Here is a 16877-nt window from a genome sequence, read left to right as displayed (position 1 = left end):
ATATAGTTTGATTGCCAGGTCAAAAGGCTTCATGAGTATAAAAGGCAGATGCTCAACCTGCTTCACGTTGTTACCCTTTATAACCGGATCAAGGAAGACCCTTCTGCCGATTTTGTGCCGAGAACGATCATGTTTGGCGGAAAATCGGCCCCTGCCTACCATATTGCCAAGCTCATGATCAAGCTGACAAACTCCATTGCCGATATCGTAAATTACGACCCTGACTGTGAAGGAAAGCTTAAACTGCTTTTTCTCTCTAACTATAACGTTTCCCTTGCGGAACTTATTATACCGGCAACGGACCTTTCAGAGCAGATATCGACGGCGGGAACGGAGGCGTCAGGCACAGGCAATATGAAGTTTTCCTTAAACGGCGCTCTTACCATAGGGACGCTGGACGGCGCCAACGTAGAGATTCGTGAAGAAGTGGGGGATGATAATATCTACATATTCGGTCTTACTACAGCGGAGGTTGAAGATTTGCAGGCGTCGGGTTATGACCCTATGAATTATTATAACGCAAATAAAGAGCTTAAAAAGGTCATTGATATGATAGCGGGTGGATACTTTTCACCTTTCCAGGAGGACCTTTTCAAACCACTTACCGATTCACTCCTTTATCATGACAAATATCTCCTTTTTGCAGATTACCAGTCCTATGTAAAGTGCCAGGACAGGGTGAGCAGGGACTATCTCAAAAGGGATGAATGGATAAAAAAGTCAATTATCAACGTTGCCAATATGGGTAAATTTTCCAGTGACAGGACCATTAAGGAATATGCAAAAGATATCTGGAAAGTCAATTCCGTTAAGGTTGATTAGAAGGCGCTTACCTGGAATATTTATGACGGGCAGACGGGGGGGGGATGCTATTTTTATTTTAAATGATTTGATTGATGAACATGATTATTGCTTAGCTCGAAATGATTAGTGTGAAAAGGCGGAAAAGGTATGTATATTGCAGGTTTATGTGGGTGTGGTAGTGTTTTTTGTGCAATTATTGTTGATTTATAAAATGACTGACATACCTGAATGCAATGAAAAAATGCTGTAATATACTGATATGTTTCTTTTTTGTGGAGTTGTTCGAGCTTAAAAAAGGTTTGAGACTATGGAACGGAGAAAAAAAAGCATCTATGAAAAAAATTTACTTCTTCCAGCGAAAACACTTATCCTGGATGATTCCCCGCAAGGCCTATTAGCTTCAATCCTTGAAAAAGAGGGTTTTACTCATTTCACGAGCCTCACTTCCAAAAAAGCCTTTGATCACCTTACCGGTTCTGAAAAAATAAGCAGTCAAAAATGCTCCTTTGACCTTATTCTCCTGGCCTTGTCTTCACCCTTTGAAGATTCCATTGAAATTTGCAAAAAAATAAGAAAAATCGATTTATTCAAGGCCGTCCCGGTCATTGTTGCCGTGCCTGACAGAAAGGATGAAACCATAAGCGAGATAATTCATGCCGGCGCTTCCGATTATATTTGCCGTCCTGTCAGCGCTGTTGACCTCCTTTCAAGACTTTACATAACGCTGAAGGCCTTCCGGGACCGGAATCTGCGCGAGGGCTCGAAAAAAGAACTCGAAGCAGAGTTAAAAAGAATCAAAAAGAAGGAAAAAATGCTTTTGTCCCTGGAGGAAGCTGTTGAAAATATGCCTGCTGGATTAACCATTGCCGATAAGGAGGGCAATATCGTTTATTCTAATCCCGCCGAAGCCCTTATTCATGGCTACTCTCCTGAAGAACTTCCCGGTAAACCTGCGAGAAAGTTTTCTACAAAACGATTCTGGAAAAGTCATACGCCGGAAAAACTGAGAAATTTTTCTCTTTTAAAGCGAGAAACAAGCAATATAAAAAAGGATGGGACGATTTTCCCCGTGCAGCTTACCTCTTCTGTTGTAAAGGATAAGAAGGATGACCCCATTGCCATTGTTACCATTTGCGAGGATATTACAGAGCGAAAAGAGATTGAAAAGGAACTGGAAAGCTACAGGGAGGACCTGGAAGCCCTTGTTGAGACAAGAACGGCCGAGTTGAAAGAGAGTAACGAGTCTTTAAAAAAACTATCGGAAGCGGTTAATCAGAGTCCCTCCGTAGTGATGATTACCGATACAAAAGGCAAGGTCGAATATGTTAATCCTGTTTTTGAGAAAATAACCCTTTATTCAGCAGATGAGGTAACAGGAAAGAAAGCTTACTTTTTAAGGAATGGCAGCAATTCAAAGGGCAAACACAAAAAAATCTGGGAAAGTCTCAAAAAAAGAGGCGCCTGGAAGGGTGAAGTTTGCAGTAAAAGGAAGGATGGAGAGCGCTACTGGGAGAAAGTATCCATCTCTCCGCTAATTAATGAGGGGGGCCATGTTTCTCATTTCATCATTGTTTCCCATGATATCACCAGGCAAAAAGAGTCTGCAAATAAATTAAGAACTGCCAAGAAAATGGCCGATGCCGCCAACCAGGCAAAAACCAACTTTGTGGCCCACATGTCTCATGAGCTTAGAACGCCACTGGGCTCCATTCTGGGTATTTCCGAGCTTCTCTACAATGGACTTTTGGGAAAGCTGACAAACAATCAACGTGACTTGGTCAATGATATCTACGAAAGCGCTGAACACCTTCTCAGAATAGTCAATGACCTTCTTGATCTCAAGGTTATAGAAGAGGAAAAAATGGTCCTCGATCCCTCTCCTGTTGATGTAAATTCTCTTCTCAAAAGGAGTGTGGCTGTTTTCAGGGACAAGATGCTTGTTAATGACAAACACCTGCTTGTAAAGGTCGGGAACGATGTTGACTTTCTTTATGCCGATGAAAGACGAATCAAGCAGGTACTTATCAATCTTATAGGAAATGCTTCCCGGTATACACCGAAAGGTGGTACTATTACCGTGAAAGTGGAACCTTTTGTTGATGACTCCGACGCTTTAATAAAGCAGGTCAAATTCTCCGTTATGGATAAGGGCCCCGGTATAAAGAAGAAAGATATGAATCGTCTCTTTAAGCCTTTTGAACGGCTGGATATAGATCTAGGCGGGGAGAATAGCGGGACAGGTCTTGGGCTTGTTCTCAGTAAAAATATAGTGGAACTCCATGGGGGGAAAATATGGGTGGAGAGTGAATGGGGCAAGGGGAGTAATTTTAGTTTTGCCTTGCCTGTAAAGGCCAATTAAATTCTGAAAAATCTCTTGTCAAGTCTCTTATAGAATTAAGAAATGTCATTTCAAATAACCTATAAAAACAAAACATTTAGGGTCACTTTTGCAGGTTGCACTTCTATAAATGAGATAAATGATGCAAACAGTCAAATACAGGGAAGCATTGATTTTGATAGGCATAAAAACCAGATATGGGATTTCACAAGAGCCGATGCATCATTAGTTACAAAAGACGACACGCTCACTCCGGCTGCAACCGATCTGGGAGCTGCATACATCAAAGAAAATATTAATATTGCGCTTGTAGCTGTAGAAGAACATGCTGTAAACATGTGCAAAGCTTATGTCATTACATCCCAAAAAACAGGGTCGCCATGGAATTTCAAAATATGTTCAACCATTGAAGATGCATTCAAATGGCTAAAGATTTAACACGCTCAAACAGCAGGAAACCCTGCTCGCGGCTCAGTTTCGCGATTCTCATGGCCGGGCAAGGGTAAATTGCATTCTTGATTTGAGGCTTCGATAAACATAAAAAATCCATAGCTAAATACTTTTTTTCAAAGCAAGCAGACTATAACCAATTTATACTTTATTATTTTAGCACACCTCTGTTGAGCTCTTTTCTTCGCCACCATAAAAATGCTTTTTTTCCTCTCCAAAGAATGTTCTAATATGAAGCGCTTGCATATTGATGCAAAGATAGATTGTCTGGCGTTTGTAAAAGGTTAAACATGACGGGCAGCCCCCGAATCAGGAAGGAGCCGGGAATAATGAAAGAGAAAGAAATAAAAATAAAAACGGGTAAAGGCGCCTTTGCGCTTTCAGGATTATTTTTTCTCTTTGGACTTCTTTTCCTGCTTTGGTCTGTCTCCTCTTCCCACCTTTCATTTCTCGAGTGTGAGGGCAACTATTCTTTCAGCGCAGAGACTTTCAACTGCCGTGGCCCCGTTATTTACGCCATGTTTTTTTACTTTTTCATGGGCCTCTTTGCCGTTTTTCTTCTCGTCGGTATTCACCGGAGGCAGAAGCTGAGAAAGATGCTGATGGACAGGATCCAGGCGTTGCAGAAGGAGGGAAAGGCGCTTTGAGAAATTATTTTGACACAGGTTTTTTATGATTCTGCTTCTCTCCTTCAGCAAAGGAATGAGGGGGATTTAAGGGTCTGTGAATCAAGAATGATGAGAAAGGAGCGTCTCCTTCTTTTCGTTCACCCTCTCTTCAAAAACTCACGTAAGTCACCTGGTTTTTTTGTGTTAATAACACTTTCAGCCTCTACCCATCCCCGCTGTGCCGTGTTTATGCCGTAAATAATATTTTCCATCTGCTTTCTGTTATGGGAGTCCGTTGCTATGCTTACATAAAGTCCCGACTCGACGGCCTGCCTGCAATGGATGTCCTTCAGGTCGAGCCGGTAGGGATGGGAGTTGATCTCCATGGCTGTGCCATGTTCCTTTGCAGCGTCAAATACCTTTTTCAGGTTGACTGCATAGGGCTCTCTCCGGTTAATAAGTCTTCCCGTGGGGTGGGCAATAACATTGATGAGTCCTGTTGAAATACCCTTTATGATTCTGTCGGTCATCTCCTTTTCAGTCATGGTAAAGCCCGAATGGATAGCGCCGATGACAAAGTCCAGTTTTTCAAGAACCGAATGGTCGAGATCGAGCGTGCCGTCGGCCATTATGTCGACTTCCGATCCCTTGAGAAGGGTGAAGGGTGAAGCGGTTTTCCTGATACGGTCATTTACCCTGTCTATTTCCTCCATCTGCTTTAGCAGCCGTTCTTCATTGAGTCCATGGGCGATGCCGACAGCCCTGGAGTGGTCTGTTATGGCTATGTATTCATAGCCCCTCTTCATGGCTTCCTCAGCCATTTCTTCGATGCTGTCCCGGCCATCACTCCAGGTGGTATGCATGTGGAGATCACCTCTTATCTGATTTGGCTGAATAAGGTCCGGTAATTTCATGGATTCTGCAGCCTCTATTTCGCCTCTTCCTTCCCGTAATTGGGGAACGATGCAGGGAAGTCCAATGGCCTTATAAATGTCTGCCTCCTCTTTTCCGGCCACCCGGCTGCCGTCCTTTTCACTGAAGACACCGTATTCACTGATCTTGAGGCCCCTCTTTTTTGCCCTCAGCCTGAGAGCTACATTATGTTCCCTGGAGCCTGTAAAGTATTGCAGGGCGGCGCCGAAAGATTTTTCATCAATGACTCTCACATCGACCTGCAGATGGTTGGCAAAGAGAGCGGAACTTTTGGTCTCTCCCTTTGCAAGCACTCTTTCGACTTCAGGGTGAGTGACAAACTTTTCCATCACTTCCAAAGCATCAGCACAGGCTACCAGTATGTCAATATCGCCGATGGTCTCCTTCCAGCGCCTGAGGCTCCCTGCATGGATTGCCCTTGTTACACCGGGAATTCCTTTGATGTAACCGACAAGCGCTTCCGCCTTTGCCAGGGCCTTTGAAATGTTGCTTCTGCCGCTTCGTTTCCTTACGGCTTCAATAGATAGAAGGATGTTGGCTTCCGATTTTTCTCCCATGCCGGGAAAGGCCCTTAGTCTGCCCTCTTTTGCGGCTTTTTCAAGGGCATCCATCGTTTTTATTCCTGCACCCTCATAGAGAACTTTTATTTTTTTTGGGCCCAGTCCGGGAATGTCGAGCAGGTCCAGAAGGGTAGGCGGGAGTTTTTTCAGCAGTTCATCGTATAAGCTGCACTTGCCTGTCTTAAGGATTTCAACAATCTTTTCATGAAGTCCCTTGCCGATACCGGGTATCTCTTCAAGCCCTGCTTCATCCCTTTCGACAACGCTAATAAGGCTATAGGGAAGTCCCTCGATGGTACGGGCCCCATTTCGGTAGGAACGGATCCTGAAAGGATTGTCTCCGCTGATTTCAAGCAGGTCTGCTATGGTTGAGAAGAGATTTGCTATGTCTGTATTTTCCAATGTTCAATCTTTATATAAACAGTTATTTTCAAATATTATAATGATTCATTTGTAGAGACGTTCCGGTGGAACTGTAGAGACGTTCCGGTGGAACGTCTCTTGAGACGACTCACCGAGTCGTCTCTACAAAAATATTCTAAAAAATATTGCCGATTGTAAAATACCACTCTCCCTTACTCTCCCCGCTTGGCCTGTCTATCTTGTGGCCATATTCGAGACTTAAGGGCCCGATAGGTGTTAAATATCTGATTCCACCGCCATAAGATTTTCTCATATGAGAGAGCTTCCTTTTATCCGATGTTTGCCATACATTTCCCGCATCCCAAAAAAGAAGGCCCCCCAAGTCATTGATGAGCCTGATCCTTGCTTCCATGTTGATGTTTATCATTGCTTCACCACCAATGGGAGAACCGAAGGCATTTTCAGGCCCTATGGAGTCCTCCTTATAACCTCTTACCGTTGTTCTTCCACCGAGGTAAAAACGCTTGTCGGCAGGCACATTCAGCGTATCACCCAAAAGATCGATGTAGCCTGCCCTTAGGGAGAGCGCGGCAATGAAAGGGTCCGTAAGCCGTCGATACCAGCTTGACCGGGCCGTTGTCTTGTGGAATTCATCATCGGAAGCGAGGGCTTTGCCGGCCATTTCGAACTGAAGAAGGTTGACGGAACCCTTTTCCGGATTAAAAGGATCATCCCTTGAATCCCTGACAATTATAGGGCCGATAGTTCCAATGGTGCTTCTCCCTTCCTCCTGGGCCGTGCCCGCTTCTACGTTGGAGTACTTGCTCTTTTCAATCTTGTATTGCAGGGAAAATTTGATTTCACGGGACAGGCGCTTATCGATACCGAGCACTATTCCGTCCTTTTCGATGTCATAACTCTCTTTTTCCTGGTGCTGGCGCACCAGGTCCAGGCGGCCGTCGAGGGAGAATCCGGCAAGCCAGGGTTCCTTATAGCCGAGAATGATATTGTTTCTTATTCGGCTTATACTTCCTCTTAGCCTTGCACTTCTTCCCGTACCGCCTATATTGAGATAGGATATTCCGGCAAAGGCCCTCAGTCCCACATCGGTGGCATAACCCATCCCTATTTCAATGGCTCCTGCTTTTCTCTCATCGACGGTAAGAAGCATATCCTTCGTTTTATCTTTAAAAAAACTTTTCCTTTCTTCATATCTTACCCGTTTAAAGAGCCCTGTTTTATAGACATTTAGCCTGTCTTGTCCGACTTTTTCAGGATCGTAGATATGACCTTCCGAAAGGGATAACTCTCTCATGATAATTCGGCTCTTTGTCTGCCTGTTTCCCCTGATAATAATTTTCCCCATCCTCGCCAGGGGGCCTTCATCAATCTGAAAATGAATCTTTGCCTCACTTTTATCTTCAGAAAAACCAAAGTCTCTTTCAATCTCCGCGTAAATATAGCCTTGTTCCGAATAGAACCTCGATATTTCCCTTGCAGCATTGTCAATTTTTTCCATGTTGATAGTGTCACCTTCACGGAAGGCCGTTTTTCTTCTTAACTGATCTTCCCTGATGACCTGGTTGCCGCCGAAACTGATCTTTTTAATAATGCTTTGAGGCCCTTCCTTAATGACCAGCTCTATATCAGTTGTTCCCTTATCTCTGTTAAAGATAAGGTTCTTTTTAACCTGAACAGTTAGAACGCCTCTCTTCCTGTAGCGTTCCTTTAGTTCTTCAATTTGTTTATCGAGCCTGTTCATGGAGAAGGCCGGAGACAAAAGGGCTGTTGCCGGTTTAATGAGGCCGCTTATGCGGTTTTTTTCGATGAGCCTGTTTCCCCTGATGGTGATAGCGCCAATGTGGTAGCGCAGGCCTTCATCAATGATAAAGCTGACCTTTTTTTCCTTTTCCGACAGGGTAAGTTCAGCGGAAACATTTGCCGCTGTAAAACCGTTATCCCTGTAGGCAAAGAGGATCTTCTCTTCCCATTTATTCAAGCGGTCCTCATTAATGGTGTCACCCAGATCGGGATTGATAATTTTTATGATTTCATCTTTCGAAAAAAAGCGATTGTCTTTTATGCGGAAGCTGGTTAAAGGGCCGCCATTAATGTCAAAGGTAATCGTCGCTTTTCCTTTTTTATTATTATTAAAGATGATGGCAGGTTCGGAAATCCGGACATGGAGATAGCCTGCCCTTTTGTAAAAATCAAAAAGGCGCTTTCGGTCCTCTTCGAGAAAGGCAACTTTCAAAGGTTCCGAGATTTCCGATTTGAAGAGGGCATAGAGTTGCTCTTTACTGAAAATGAGCTCGCCTTTAAAATTTACATTCTCCAGTAAGCAGACCCTGTGTTCCCTGACCATGAAAATTACCTTTGCTTCATTCTCCTTTCCGCTTATTTTCGTTTTTATATGGGCCCTGTAATAACCGTTATTTCGATAGATCTCTTTTATCTTGTCTTCCGATTTTTTAATGACTTCATCCGTCAGATCAGCGCCTCTTTTAAGGGGAATATGAGGCAGCAGTTCATTGTCATCAAGGGCTTTATTCCCTTTTATCTTTACCGATACCGCCATCGGTTTGAGTGTCAGCATAAAGGTTAAAATGAGGCCGTCATCTTTCCTGATTGCATCGGCAAAAACCTGCGAAAAGGTTCCTTTCAGATAGAGGTTTTTGATGCTTTTTTTGATTTGTGAAAAGGAATAAAGGTCTCCCTCCCTGATGGTAAGGAGATATCTGAGATCCGCTTCAGGTATGTCTTTAGCGGCGCCGCCAAACCTTAGCTCTTTAATCTCCATGTCTTTAAAGGGTGGCTGGGAAAAGGCCTGGAAAGGGGGAAAGAGAAGAATAAAAAATAAGAGGAAAGAATGTTTTTTGTAAGCCATTATTGCATCTCTGTTCATTGCTGCCTTATTAACTTCAGGCGCTTTGATAATGAAACAAAATATCATAGGGGAGGAAGTAAAAACAAGCAAAGTAAGTTAATGATATTTCACAAATGAGGGAGACTTTCAATCTTTCGACTTCCTGAGCGCTTTTAGTGTCTAGCCCTTGAATTTTACTAAATCTAAATCCTGTTGCTGAAATTAACTTTCATATTTTTTGTGCTATTCTTTTGGTAGTGAATGTGCACTGTTGCCGGTACTCATTCAATGGTTTTCTTTAAAAAATATTCATAAGCTAATAAAGGAGGGAGCAAAAGATGATAAACCTGAATCCCGATATTGTTTGCCGGATTATCGAAAAAGCGCGTGAGTTTCAGGCCAAGGAACAAGTGGTTATTCCCGAGACGCCCGATAGCCCGGCCGATGAAAATGCCCTTCAGATACTGGAGGACCATGTTGACGATATGACTTACCGGGAGGTCAGACTGGCCATAAAAGACCTCGAACCGGACCAGCAGGCCGAGCTGGTGGCTCTCATGTGGCTGGGGAGGGGTGATTATGACCTCGAAGATTGGGAAAGGGCCGTTGAGGATGCAAGCGACAGCTGGAACAAAAGGACGGCAGAGTATCTGCTTGCAACGCCCCTGGTGTCTGAATATTTAACAGAGGGGCTTTACCTTCATGGTTACTATTGCGGTGATTAGCCTGCATTTCTCACCGGTTTTCTGCTGCTGCCGCCGGAAATAACAGGCAACTGTTATTTCCGGGTTAAAAAGATATGAGCGCTAATTAACATGACTCTTCTCTTTCAATTGCAACAGGAGATAAATCATGATTTTTTAATGAAGAAGAAGCTTCTGTCCATTCCCTGATTATTTTTTTCGCTGTTACTGAAAGGTTGGTAAACTTTATTCCCATTCCCTCATTTATCGCCGGCCTTTCTTTTGCTTTTCTCACTACTCTTATAACTTTACCTTCTACTTCTAGGGGAATCATTGAATCAGGCAAAGTAAATTTCAAATTTAGAATAGTTCCTACAGGGAAAAGTTTGTCACCTCTTACAAAGACGCCCCCACCGGATATATTGAGGAGCGTTCCTTTGCTTTTGATGCTAATGTCGACTGCTGTATTAAGGGGAATTCTTTCATGTTCTCTGACGACGAGATCGAGGTATTTTAATATTTTCTTTATAAGTTCCGATGGATCAAAAGGTTTTAATATAAATTCATCACAACCTGCAGCAAAACATCGTGCCTTGTCCTTTTCGTTTCCAAGCATTCCCAGCATGATAACAGGTATGCTTTTCGTATGAGACGATGATTTTAATTTTTTACATATTTCATCACCGGGTATTTCATGCATGGAAAAGTCCAGCACAACTAGATGAGGATGTTCTTTCCTGATAGTTTTTAAGGCCTCTTTACCGGAGCTTGTTGTTATAATAGTGCAGTTGGTCCTTGACAGAACAGACATTACACTTTCTATTGTGCGCCATACTTCTTCAACAAGCAGAATTTTTATGTCACTCACTTTGAGTATTACCTCTTTCTTCCAGGGGCTGGGCTATCCTTCTTTGCAAGAGTCAGCATGGCATAAACAAGGATGAGAAGTAATTTCCTTGAATGTAAGTATAACAGCAGGCCGGCTGCTCTCAAAGCCCTCTGATAAACTCATCGATGGGCGGCCAATATTTCGCCCCGTATTCACTTGATATATTATTGTGGTCGGCGCCTTCAATTTTGACAAATTTCTTTTCGCCTTTTGCCCTGTTGAAAAGGGCTTTGCCCATTTCAAAGGGAATGACGTCATCATTTGTACCGTGAATGACGAGAAGAGGGCAGGAAAGACGATCTATTTTGCCTATGTTGTTGAAGGAGGCGCCGGCAAGTGATGAAAGGGAGCCGACCCCGGCCGCTCTGGCTTCATCTTTACCGCTTGTCAGCGGCGTTACAAGGATCAATCCCTTTATGTTTCTGTTGAGGGCCGTTTCGATTGCAGCCGCCGTTCCAATGGACCGGCCCAAGAGGATGACATTTTCCTCAGCAAAACCGAGCTTTTCAGTTGCATACTTCAAAGCTGCTCTGCCGTCCATGTAGATCCCTTCCTCGCTCGGTTTACCCTCGCTTTTTCCATAGCCGCGATAGCTGATGCCCAGCACGTTTATTCCAAAACTGTTTATCTGCAAGAGATCAGGCAGACGGTGGCAAATATTGCCTGCATTACCGTGAAAATAAAGGAGGATATTGTCTGAACTTTTATTGGGGATAAAGTATGCCTGAATGCTTAGTTTATCTTCCGTTTCAATGAAGATTTCCTTTACATTCTCCGGCAACCTGTTGCCGGGGATGATATCTGTCTTGTCGGGATAAAAAGCCAGCCTGTTAACAACTGATTTGCAGCCGTAAAAAGCAAAGAGGGCAAAGACTGCTATGGCAATGAGGATAAGGATTTTCATGCTATTTCACGCTTAGAAAAGGTACAAAAAGTTGGAAAAACTCCACTCCCTGTGGAGTACAGCAACCCTCTGTTCTACTTCAATCTGTGCGTTTGGGATATGTCATCAGGCCCCTTGTTGCATACATTCATATCTTTCAATATGCCGTCTTCAATATTGTATATCCATCCATGTACTGCCAGTTCCTGCCCCGATCTCCAGGCATTTTGAACAATAGTCGTGTGACAAACATTGGCGACCTGTTCAATGACATTAAGTTCACAGAGCAGGTTCATTTTTTCTTTTTCATCATTAACTGCGTCAAATTTCTCCTCATGATAACGATAGACATCTTTAATATGACGAAGCCAATGGTCTATCAAGCCATGCTCTTTATTTTCCATGGCTGCCTGAATGCCGCCGCAGCCGTAATGTCCGCAAACAATAATATGTTTTATTTTTAACACTTCTACTGCATATTGAATAACGGACAGGCAATTGAGGTCCGTATGGACAACGACGTTGGCAATATTACGATGAACAAAGAGCCTGCCGGGAAGAAGGTCGACAATTTGATTGGCCGCCACGCGGCTGTCGGAACAGCCAATCCATAAATATTCAGGCTTTTGCTGTTTTGAAATGTTCAGGAAGAACTCAGGATCAGAGGCTTTTACCTTTTCTGCCCATTTTCTGTTTTTTTCAAAAAGATCATTTAATATTTTCATGGCAAATATTTTTGTTCCTTATTATTTTTATATCGCTGTTAAACTTGCATCCTGTGGAGTGCGTCGAAATGAAAGTCTTTATCAGGGTATATTAACAGGTACATCGAGCTTATTCATAGCTGTTATTAACCTCTCTTTATAGTCCTCATTTGACTCTCCTGCCTGCGGTGGAATTACCAGGTTGCAGCAAAGCGCTGCAATGTGCTCATCCCCGGCTTTGACGAGTATCGCTTCCGGCGCATATTCAGTTAATCCTGCGCCCCAATACAAAGCGTTAATTTCTGAATGAGTTAACGAATAGAGCATACCATAGGCTGATTTACCGGCGGAACGAAGGAGCGTTGCCTTCTTCCCTATTCTCAGTTCAAAGTCGTCCGCTTTTCCAATTCGTGGATTTCCGGGTTTCACTCCCTGTTGTTGAAGTATATGCGGGTCCATATAAAGACCATAAAAGAATACTTCATGTAACCTCTTTTCCGAGTTATCATTCATCGCCTGCCCCAATATTCAGGATCTGTGCCTGTGACTTACAGTCGTCATGTGCTATAGGGATAATATCATATTAAACCTTCTTTTCTCCAATCTTCTTATCGTTTTTTTGAAGGAGGAAGATGATAAAACGAATAATAAAATAAGCGATTAGTAACAGGTTAAGGGCACAGACAAGGGGGTAGAGAATTTCTCTGTAAAACTTTTTTTCAGTTCCTTTTTCAACATAATAGCTTTTCCAATGTTTTTTAGTGTCCCAACTATTAATGTCATCCCGGTCATTTCCCTTACTGGCAGACAGACCATCTTCGCCTTTTGAGAACAAGCTGAAACTTTTTCCGTCTTTACTCGAATAAACTAATTCATTTTTCCAGTGGTCCTTTGGTATATCAGATAAATAAGGGCCTTTCCAAATATGAGGTTTTATCCCGGCAGGGCTTGTTATCAGGGCAGACCAGCCTTCATCTGTCAAGGGGTAGCGGCCCATATCATTTTTAAATTGATCTAATATTTCGGAAAAAACCAATATATGTTTTTCTTCAACATTTGAAAGGTCCTTTTTCCAGTAGACACATCCTGTGCATACATTAAAAGAAATTAATTGGATGGTGAGAAGGGAGACGATTATTAAAATATAAACCTTGGCAGAACGTATTTTTTTTGTATCCAGAATGAAGCAAAGAGCAAAAATGGAACAAATAAAAATGATGGTAAATAGATTTGCATTTCTGAATATTAGCATGTGTAGAGTCCTTCAGCTTTTTTTGATCCCTCAGTTATTTTTAATTTAAGACATTGGTAATTAAGATTTTTATATCTGATCCCATTGCGTCATAAAGTAAATCATGTGAAATGTCATCGTCGAATACTCCTCTATACCTATGTCATTACTCCTTTCGCTCAGGTGACAGGCTCGATTTCCAGTTATTCCAGATACCCTTCGTTTTTTGCCATCTCAGGGTTTGAGAATAAGGCCATCCCTGTTTTTAGATTACCAAAACCAAATTTGCGATAGAAATCCTCTTTTCCCGGTGCAACGAATATAAGTACAGTCGAATTTTTTGGTAATTTTTCAATGAGAGCATTCATGATGCTTTTGCCAAGTCCCTGATTTTGAAATTTCGGCAATACAACGACATCATAAATTGCTGATTGATATTGTCCATCCGAAATAGCCCGGCCAAAACCTGCAATCTTACCATCAACGAATGCGGAGCAAACTGTGAAGCTGTTTTTAGCCACTATTTTCAGCTTGTCAGGTTCACCTGTTCCAAGGGGCGCAAGTCTGAATATCTCACACAATGCTACCCAATCGATCTTTTCAGTTCCGTATTCAATAGAGATGTTCATAGTTTTCTTGCATATTAAAGGAATATATTTAGCCGCCATTAAATTGCAAGTGCCTTTAAATGGCTGTTTTCAGCTTTAACGCTGCTGCGTCACAATTTAAATTGCCTTATCAATTCACTTCGATGATTATTTTGGATATCTTTTGTTATACTTTTTTTTAGTCCCGCCTCTTTAGCGTATTCAGGCCATTTTTCGACGTAGTGAGCCACTTCTGCTATAATCTCTTTCGGTTTGTTCAGGCTTATTGATTCACCGACAACCAGCAAGTCTTCTGATTTAAAGTTATCACGCTTTCCGTTGACAGTCATCTGATGCCGGTTTGTCCACTTGCCCGCCGGGTTATGGGAATAAGTTACGTCAAAGGCAGGGGAGAGTTTCCATTTACCTTTTTGATCCATTAGAAAAGCGATGTTTTTTGTGTGGTCATCCTGGTTGCGGGCAATGATATTGAAGATCATGCGCCTGTATTGTTGTATTGCTTCTGCTTTTGTGAGCCGTATTTGCCGCATGACGGAAAAGACCTGTTCATAGCTGTACGCTCCGGCCATGTTAAAATCGAAATGAGCCAGACCGCAGAGGGACTGCATATGTATTTTATTGGGGCCTTTGCGGTCAAAACGCCTGGTAAGAAAATGTGCTCTGCCATGCTCTTCCATGAGGCGGCACTCTGTCATGTGAATGCCTGCGGCTTTTGCCATCAAATGGTAGGCATATTCAATGCGTCCGTAATGTTTCGGCTCGCCAAGTTCAAGGTCTGTAACGCCATCAAATTTCAGCAGCCAGCAGTCATAACCCCGGGGCGCTTCCGCCTGCCCGGACCTGACCTTACCCTCTGCATTTATGGCAATGACCGCTTTTGGGCGGGCGCCTCCTGCCGAGGTGCCGACGCGCAGAATATCGCTTATGGCTTCTGAATTTTCCTTGTCGTTAGTTCCGAAACCGGCCTTAAGGTTTAATCGATGAGACATAATGCTTTGTACCAGTTCAACGAGGTCTGCCACTTCAATGGGTACGGAGCGATCAAATTTCTCATTGACCGGTGGAGAAAATTCGAGGGCGCCCATGGCACGCTTTCCTGTATAGCAAAGGCGTTCGACGGGACTGAAAGAGGCAGCATTCCGGCCCTTTCGCGCCAGCCATGCATCGATAACGGCATTGCCGAATTTGTCGGGAAGCGTATCGGCAAGCAGGCCCGGCAGGCCAAGGAAAGTTTCCTTGTTTAAGTGGGGGAATGAGAATAGTCCATCACCTTCACCGGCCTCATCAATTCTCATATGCAGGGGAGAGATGTGAAGGCCCTTTTTCAGAAAAGCGGGATCATATTCAAAGATGCTATAAGCACGATCATCGAGCCATGAGACGGCGCCTGCTACCTCTCCCCATAGCTTGACAAGCGCCGTATCGACCTTTTTTACCATTGTGAGCCCTCATCGGAATCAGAGGAATCTTTCCTGTGCCTGCCGGAAGCTCTCTTGCGTTTTTTGCCCTGTCGCTTTGCCAGTTGCAAGGGACTGACTAAAGGTTCAGGTATGAATTCCTCTAACAGGTGGAGCGCGTCTAGTTCCCGCAATATGGCGATGAGTGATTGTATCTTTCCTTTGCCCGCCTCAAGGGCCTTGATCGTATTGAGCGATAAGGCAGTTGCTTCCGACAGTTGCTGTTGAGTCAGGTTCTTGCGTAAGCGAAGCGATTTGATACGGCCGCCAATTTCAGCCGCAATCCCCTTATCTGTCATTGAGTAAAAGTCCATAATAGCCTCAAATAAGTATGCTGGTGTTAACTATAGACAATAAAGGCCTTGATAAGGGCTATTGTAGATTAGATGGGTTGTGGTGTCAAGGTGGAAATGTGTAACAGCCTTAATAAGGTCTGTTGAGGTGATTGTGTAAGATAATGGCCTTGATTAAGGCTGTAATTTAAGGGGGTTTTTGTGCTCTTGTCTGGATTTTCGCGCTTTATTCTCCTTGAGGGCAGGAGAATAAAATAGTATAAATCTACCCTCTTCGCCGCAATACCCGCTGCTTATTCTACCTGCCTGGTACCCTGTTTTTTAGATGGAGCCGGCGTGCTTTCGACCTTAACTCCATTTTTATATTCGTCAATCCTTTCAAGATTACCCTCTCGATTCCACACTTTGACAATCCCCTGGATCAAACCCTCGTTATAGGTCATCTCCGCAGCCGGAACCCCATTGTCATGCCATTCGAGCCATTTGCCTTCAAATTGACCATCCCGGTAATTGCCTTCACTTTTCTTATTGCCATTGGAATGCCATGAAGTCCACTTTCCCTCCTGGCTGCCGTTGATAAAGTAAGCTTCTATTATCTTTTCACCCTTATCGTTCCAGAAGATGGCAGGGCCATGCAGTTCTCCCGTCTTATCAATACAGCCCACGAAAAAGGTGGAATCTCCCCCGAAGGAGGTTTCCCCTTCCTTCTGCCTGGCATCATCAGGGCATTTAACAGCTCCTTTAGCGAATGCAGCGCCGGGAAAAAGGGACAGGAAGATGCACAAAGAAATGCATGGGATTCTTGATTTTTTGCTCTTCATCCAGTTCATCCAGTCAAAAAAATCGCTTTTACCCTAAGTCCGACAGACTCCTAGACCCGGCTAATATGTATCTCCGCCACATAGATTTTAGCATAGGGTTCAACCTCTTCAGGGCCATGATTGACCTGTACCACACTGATCAGATAGTGATGATCCTCATATTCTATGACCTGGGCGCCTCTTAGCAGTATGGCTCCTTCGTGAATTTCCTTCTTGTCTTTTCTTGATATGAGGGCGTAGCGGGTGTAGTTTTCGGCAAAGCCCCTCGTTTCAAAGATAAAAGGGAGCCTGGCATTAATGTCTTCTTTTTGAGTTGCCCCCAGGGTTACGACCCTGTAGGGGATAAGATGGATTTTTAACTCTTTGAAATAGCCCATCTCCTTTAT

Annotated in this window: 16 protein-coding genes and 1 pseudogene; 5 read left to right on the top strand and 12 right to left on the bottom strand. The window is 43.5% G+C overall.

The genetic code is table 11. The features are described from left to right. Positions 1 to 6 precede the first annotated feature (6 nt). The 4 genes and pseudogenes from OEV42_18845 to OEV42_18830 all read left to right on the top strand — a co-directional run bounded on the left by OEV42_18845 (position 7) and on the right by OEV42_18830 (position 4239). Positions 7 to 822, top strand: a pseudogene (locus OEV42_18845) (glycogen/starch/alpha-glucan phosphorylase). Between the two features lie 289 nt (positions 823 to 1111). After that, a complete protein-coding gene (locus OEV42_18840; GenBank protein ID MDH3976328.1) occupies positions 1112 to 3163 on the top strand; it encodes a PAS domain S-box protein in 2052 nt (683 codons plus the stop codon). A gap of 42 nt (positions 3164 to 3205) precedes the next feature. After that, the gene (locus tag OEV42_18835) at positions 3206 to 3580 is read left to right on the top strand and encodes a hypothetical protein (protein MDH3976327.1); all 375 of its coding nucleotides are present in this window, start codon (positions 3206 to 3208) and stop codon (positions 3578 to 3580) included. A 341-nt stretch (positions 3581 to 3921) separates the two neighbouring features. Continuing rightward, complete coding sequence (locus OEV42_18830; GenBank protein MDH3976326.1) at positions 3922 to 4239, top strand: hypothetical protein; 318 nt, start codon at positions 3922 to 3924, stop codon at positions 4237 to 4239. Between the two features lie 119 nt (positions 4240 to 4358). Here the strand turns inward: OEV42_18830 and polX are convergent, their stop codons facing one another. Further along, positions 4359 to 6095 (bottom strand): DNA polymerase/3'-5' exonuclease PolX, encoded by a 1737-nt coding sequence (gene polX / locus OEV42_18825; GenBank protein ID MDH3976325.1) that lies wholly within the window; start codon positions 6093 to 6095, stop codon positions 4359 to 4361. 136 nt (positions 6096 to 6231) lie between these two features. Beyond that, a complete protein-coding gene (gene bamA, locus OEV42_18820) occupies positions 6232 to 8961 on the bottom strand; it encodes an outer membrane protein assembly factor BamA (protein ID MDH3976324.1) in 2730 nt (909 codons plus the stop codon). A 299-nt stretch (positions 8962 to 9260) separates the two neighbouring features. Here bamA and OEV42_18815 point away from each other — a divergent pair, with 299 nt between their 5' ends. Then, positions 9261 to 9647 (top strand): DUF3775 domain-containing protein, encoded by a 387-nt coding sequence (locus OEV42_18815; GenBank protein MDH3976323.1) that lies wholly within the window; start codon positions 9261 to 9263, stop codon positions 9645 to 9647. An 85-nt stretch (positions 9648 to 9732) separates the two neighbouring features. On the opposite strand, the gene OEV42_18810 is transcribed toward OEV42_18815, so the two are convergent. The 10 genes from OEV42_18810 to OEV42_18765 all read right to left on the bottom strand — a co-directional run. After that, complete coding sequence (locus OEV42_18810; protein ID MDH3976322.1) at positions 9733 to 10473, bottom strand: response regulator; 741 nt, start codon at positions 10471 to 10473, stop codon at positions 9733 to 9735. A gap of 121 nt (positions 10474 to 10594) precedes the next feature. Further along, positions 10595 to 11398 (bottom strand): alpha/beta hydrolase, encoded by an 804-nt coding sequence (locus tag OEV42_18805; GenBank protein ID MDH3976321.1) that lies wholly within the window; start codon positions 11396 to 11398, stop codon positions 10595 to 10597. Between the two features lie 74 nt (positions 11399 to 11472). Further along, positions 11473 to 12102: a carbonate dehydratase gene (gene can / locus OEV42_18800; GenBank protein MDH3976320.1), complete on the bottom strand. Its 630-nt coding sequence runs from the start codon at positions 12100 to 12102 to the stop codon at positions 11473 to 11475. Positions 12103 to 12183: 81 nt separating this feature from the next. After that, the gene (locus OEV42_18795; GenBank protein MDH3976319.1) at positions 12184 to 12594 is read right to left on the bottom strand and encodes a gamma-glutamylcyclotransferase; all 411 of its coding nucleotides are present in this window, start codon (positions 12592 to 12594) and stop codon (positions 12184 to 12186) included. Between the two features lie 70 nt (positions 12595 to 12664). After that, the gene (locus OEV42_18790) at positions 12665 to 13333 is read right to left on the bottom strand and encodes a type II secretion system protein GspG (GenBank protein ID MDH3976318.1); all 669 of its coding nucleotides are present in this window, start codon (positions 13331 to 13333) and stop codon (positions 12665 to 12667) included. Between the two features lie 182 nt (positions 13334 to 13515). After that, entirely contained in the window at positions 13516 to 13980 is a 465-nt protein-coding gene (locus OEV42_18785; protein MDH3976317.1) for a GNAT family N-acetyltransferase, read from the bottom strand. A 50-nt stretch (positions 13981 to 14030) separates the two neighbouring features. Continuing rightward, positions 14031 to 15359: a type II toxin-antitoxin system HipA family toxin gene (locus OEV42_18780; GenBank protein ID MDH3976316.1), complete on the bottom strand. Its 1329-nt coding sequence runs from the start codon at positions 15357 to 15359 to the stop codon at positions 14031 to 14033. After that, positions 15353 to 15691, bottom strand: coding sequence for a helix-turn-helix transcriptional regulator (locus OEV42_18775; protein MDH3976315.1), 339 nt, complete (start codon positions 15689 to 15691; stop codon positions 15353 to 15355). Before OEV42_18775 ends, OEV42_18780 begins: the two co-directional genes overlap by 7 nt. A gap of 272 nt (positions 15692 to 15963) precedes the next feature. Then, positions 15964 to 16491, bottom strand: coding sequence for a hypothetical protein (locus OEV42_18770; GenBank protein ID MDH3976314.1), 528 nt, complete (start codon positions 16489 to 16491; stop codon positions 15964 to 15966). A 50-nt stretch (positions 16492 to 16541) separates the two neighbouring features. Then, positions 16542 to 16877, bottom strand: a 336-nt coding sequence (locus tag OEV42_18765; protein ID MDH3976313.1) for a hypothetical protein, incomplete at its 5' end; no start/stop codon positions are given.

It is taken from the genome of Deltaproteobacteria bacterium, from assembly GCA_029860075.1.
Classification (GTDB): domain Bacteria; phylum Desulfobacterota; class JADFVX01; order JADFVX01; family JADFVX01; genus JAOUBX01.
Note: the sequence above shows the minus strand (reverse complement) of the source record. Positions and strands in the feature narration are given on the sequence as shown.

What these genes read in the sequence shown, in the direction of transcription:
- OEV42_18840 (MDH3976328.1), top strand. Translation starts at nt 1,112, where the DNA reads ATGGAACGGAGAAAAAAAAGCATCTATGAAAAAAATTTACTTCTTCCA.
- OEV42_18835 (MDH3976327.1), top strand. Translation starts at nt 3,206, where the DNA reads ATGTCATTTCAAATAACCTATAAAAACAAAACATTTAGGGTCACTTTT.
- OEV42_18830 (MDH3976326.1), top strand. Translation starts at nt 3,922, where the DNA reads ATGAAAGAGAAAGAAATAAAAATAAAAACGGGTAAAGGCGCCTTTGCG.
- bamA (MDH3976324.1), bottom strand. Translation starts at nt 8,961, where the DNA reads ATGAACAGAGATGCAATAATGGCTTACAAAAAACATTCTTTCCTCTTA.
- OEV42_18815 (MDH3976323.1), top strand. Translation starts at nt 9,261, where the DNA reads ATGATAAACCTGAATCCCGATATTGTTTGCCGGATTATCGAAAAAGCG.
- OEV42_18805 (MDH3976321.1), bottom strand. Translation starts at nt 11,398, where the DNA reads ATGAAAATCCTTATCCTCATTGCCATAGCAGTCTTTGCCCTCTTTGCT.
- can (MDH3976320.1), bottom strand. Translation starts at nt 12,102, where the DNA reads ATGAAAATATTAAATGATCTTTTTGAAAAAAACAGAAAATGGGCAGAA.
- OEV42_18795 (MDH3976319.1), bottom strand. Translation starts at nt 12,594, where the DNA reads ATGAATGATAACTCGGAAAAGAGGTTACATGAAGTATTCTTTTATGGT.
- OEV42_18790 (MDH3976318.1), bottom strand. Translation starts at nt 13,333, where the DNA reads ATGCTAATATTCAGAAATGCAAATCTATTTACCATCATTTTTATTTGT.
- OEV42_18785 (MDH3976317.1), bottom strand. Translation starts at nt 13,980, where the DNA reads ATGGCGGCTAAATATATTCCTTTAATATGCAAGAAAACTATGAACATC.
- OEV42_18780 (MDH3976316.1), bottom strand. Translation starts at nt 15,359, where the DNA reads ATGGTAAAAAAGGTCGATACGGCGCTTGTCAAGCTATGGGGAGAGGTA.
- OEV42_18775 (MDH3976315.1), bottom strand. Translation starts at nt 15,691, where the DNA reads ATGGACTTTTACTCAATGACAGATAAGGGGATTGCGGCTGAAATTGGC.
- OEV42_18770 (MDH3976314.1), bottom strand. Translation starts at nt 16,491, where the DNA reads ATGAAGAGCAAAAAATCAAGAATCCCATGCATTTCTTTGTGCATCTTC.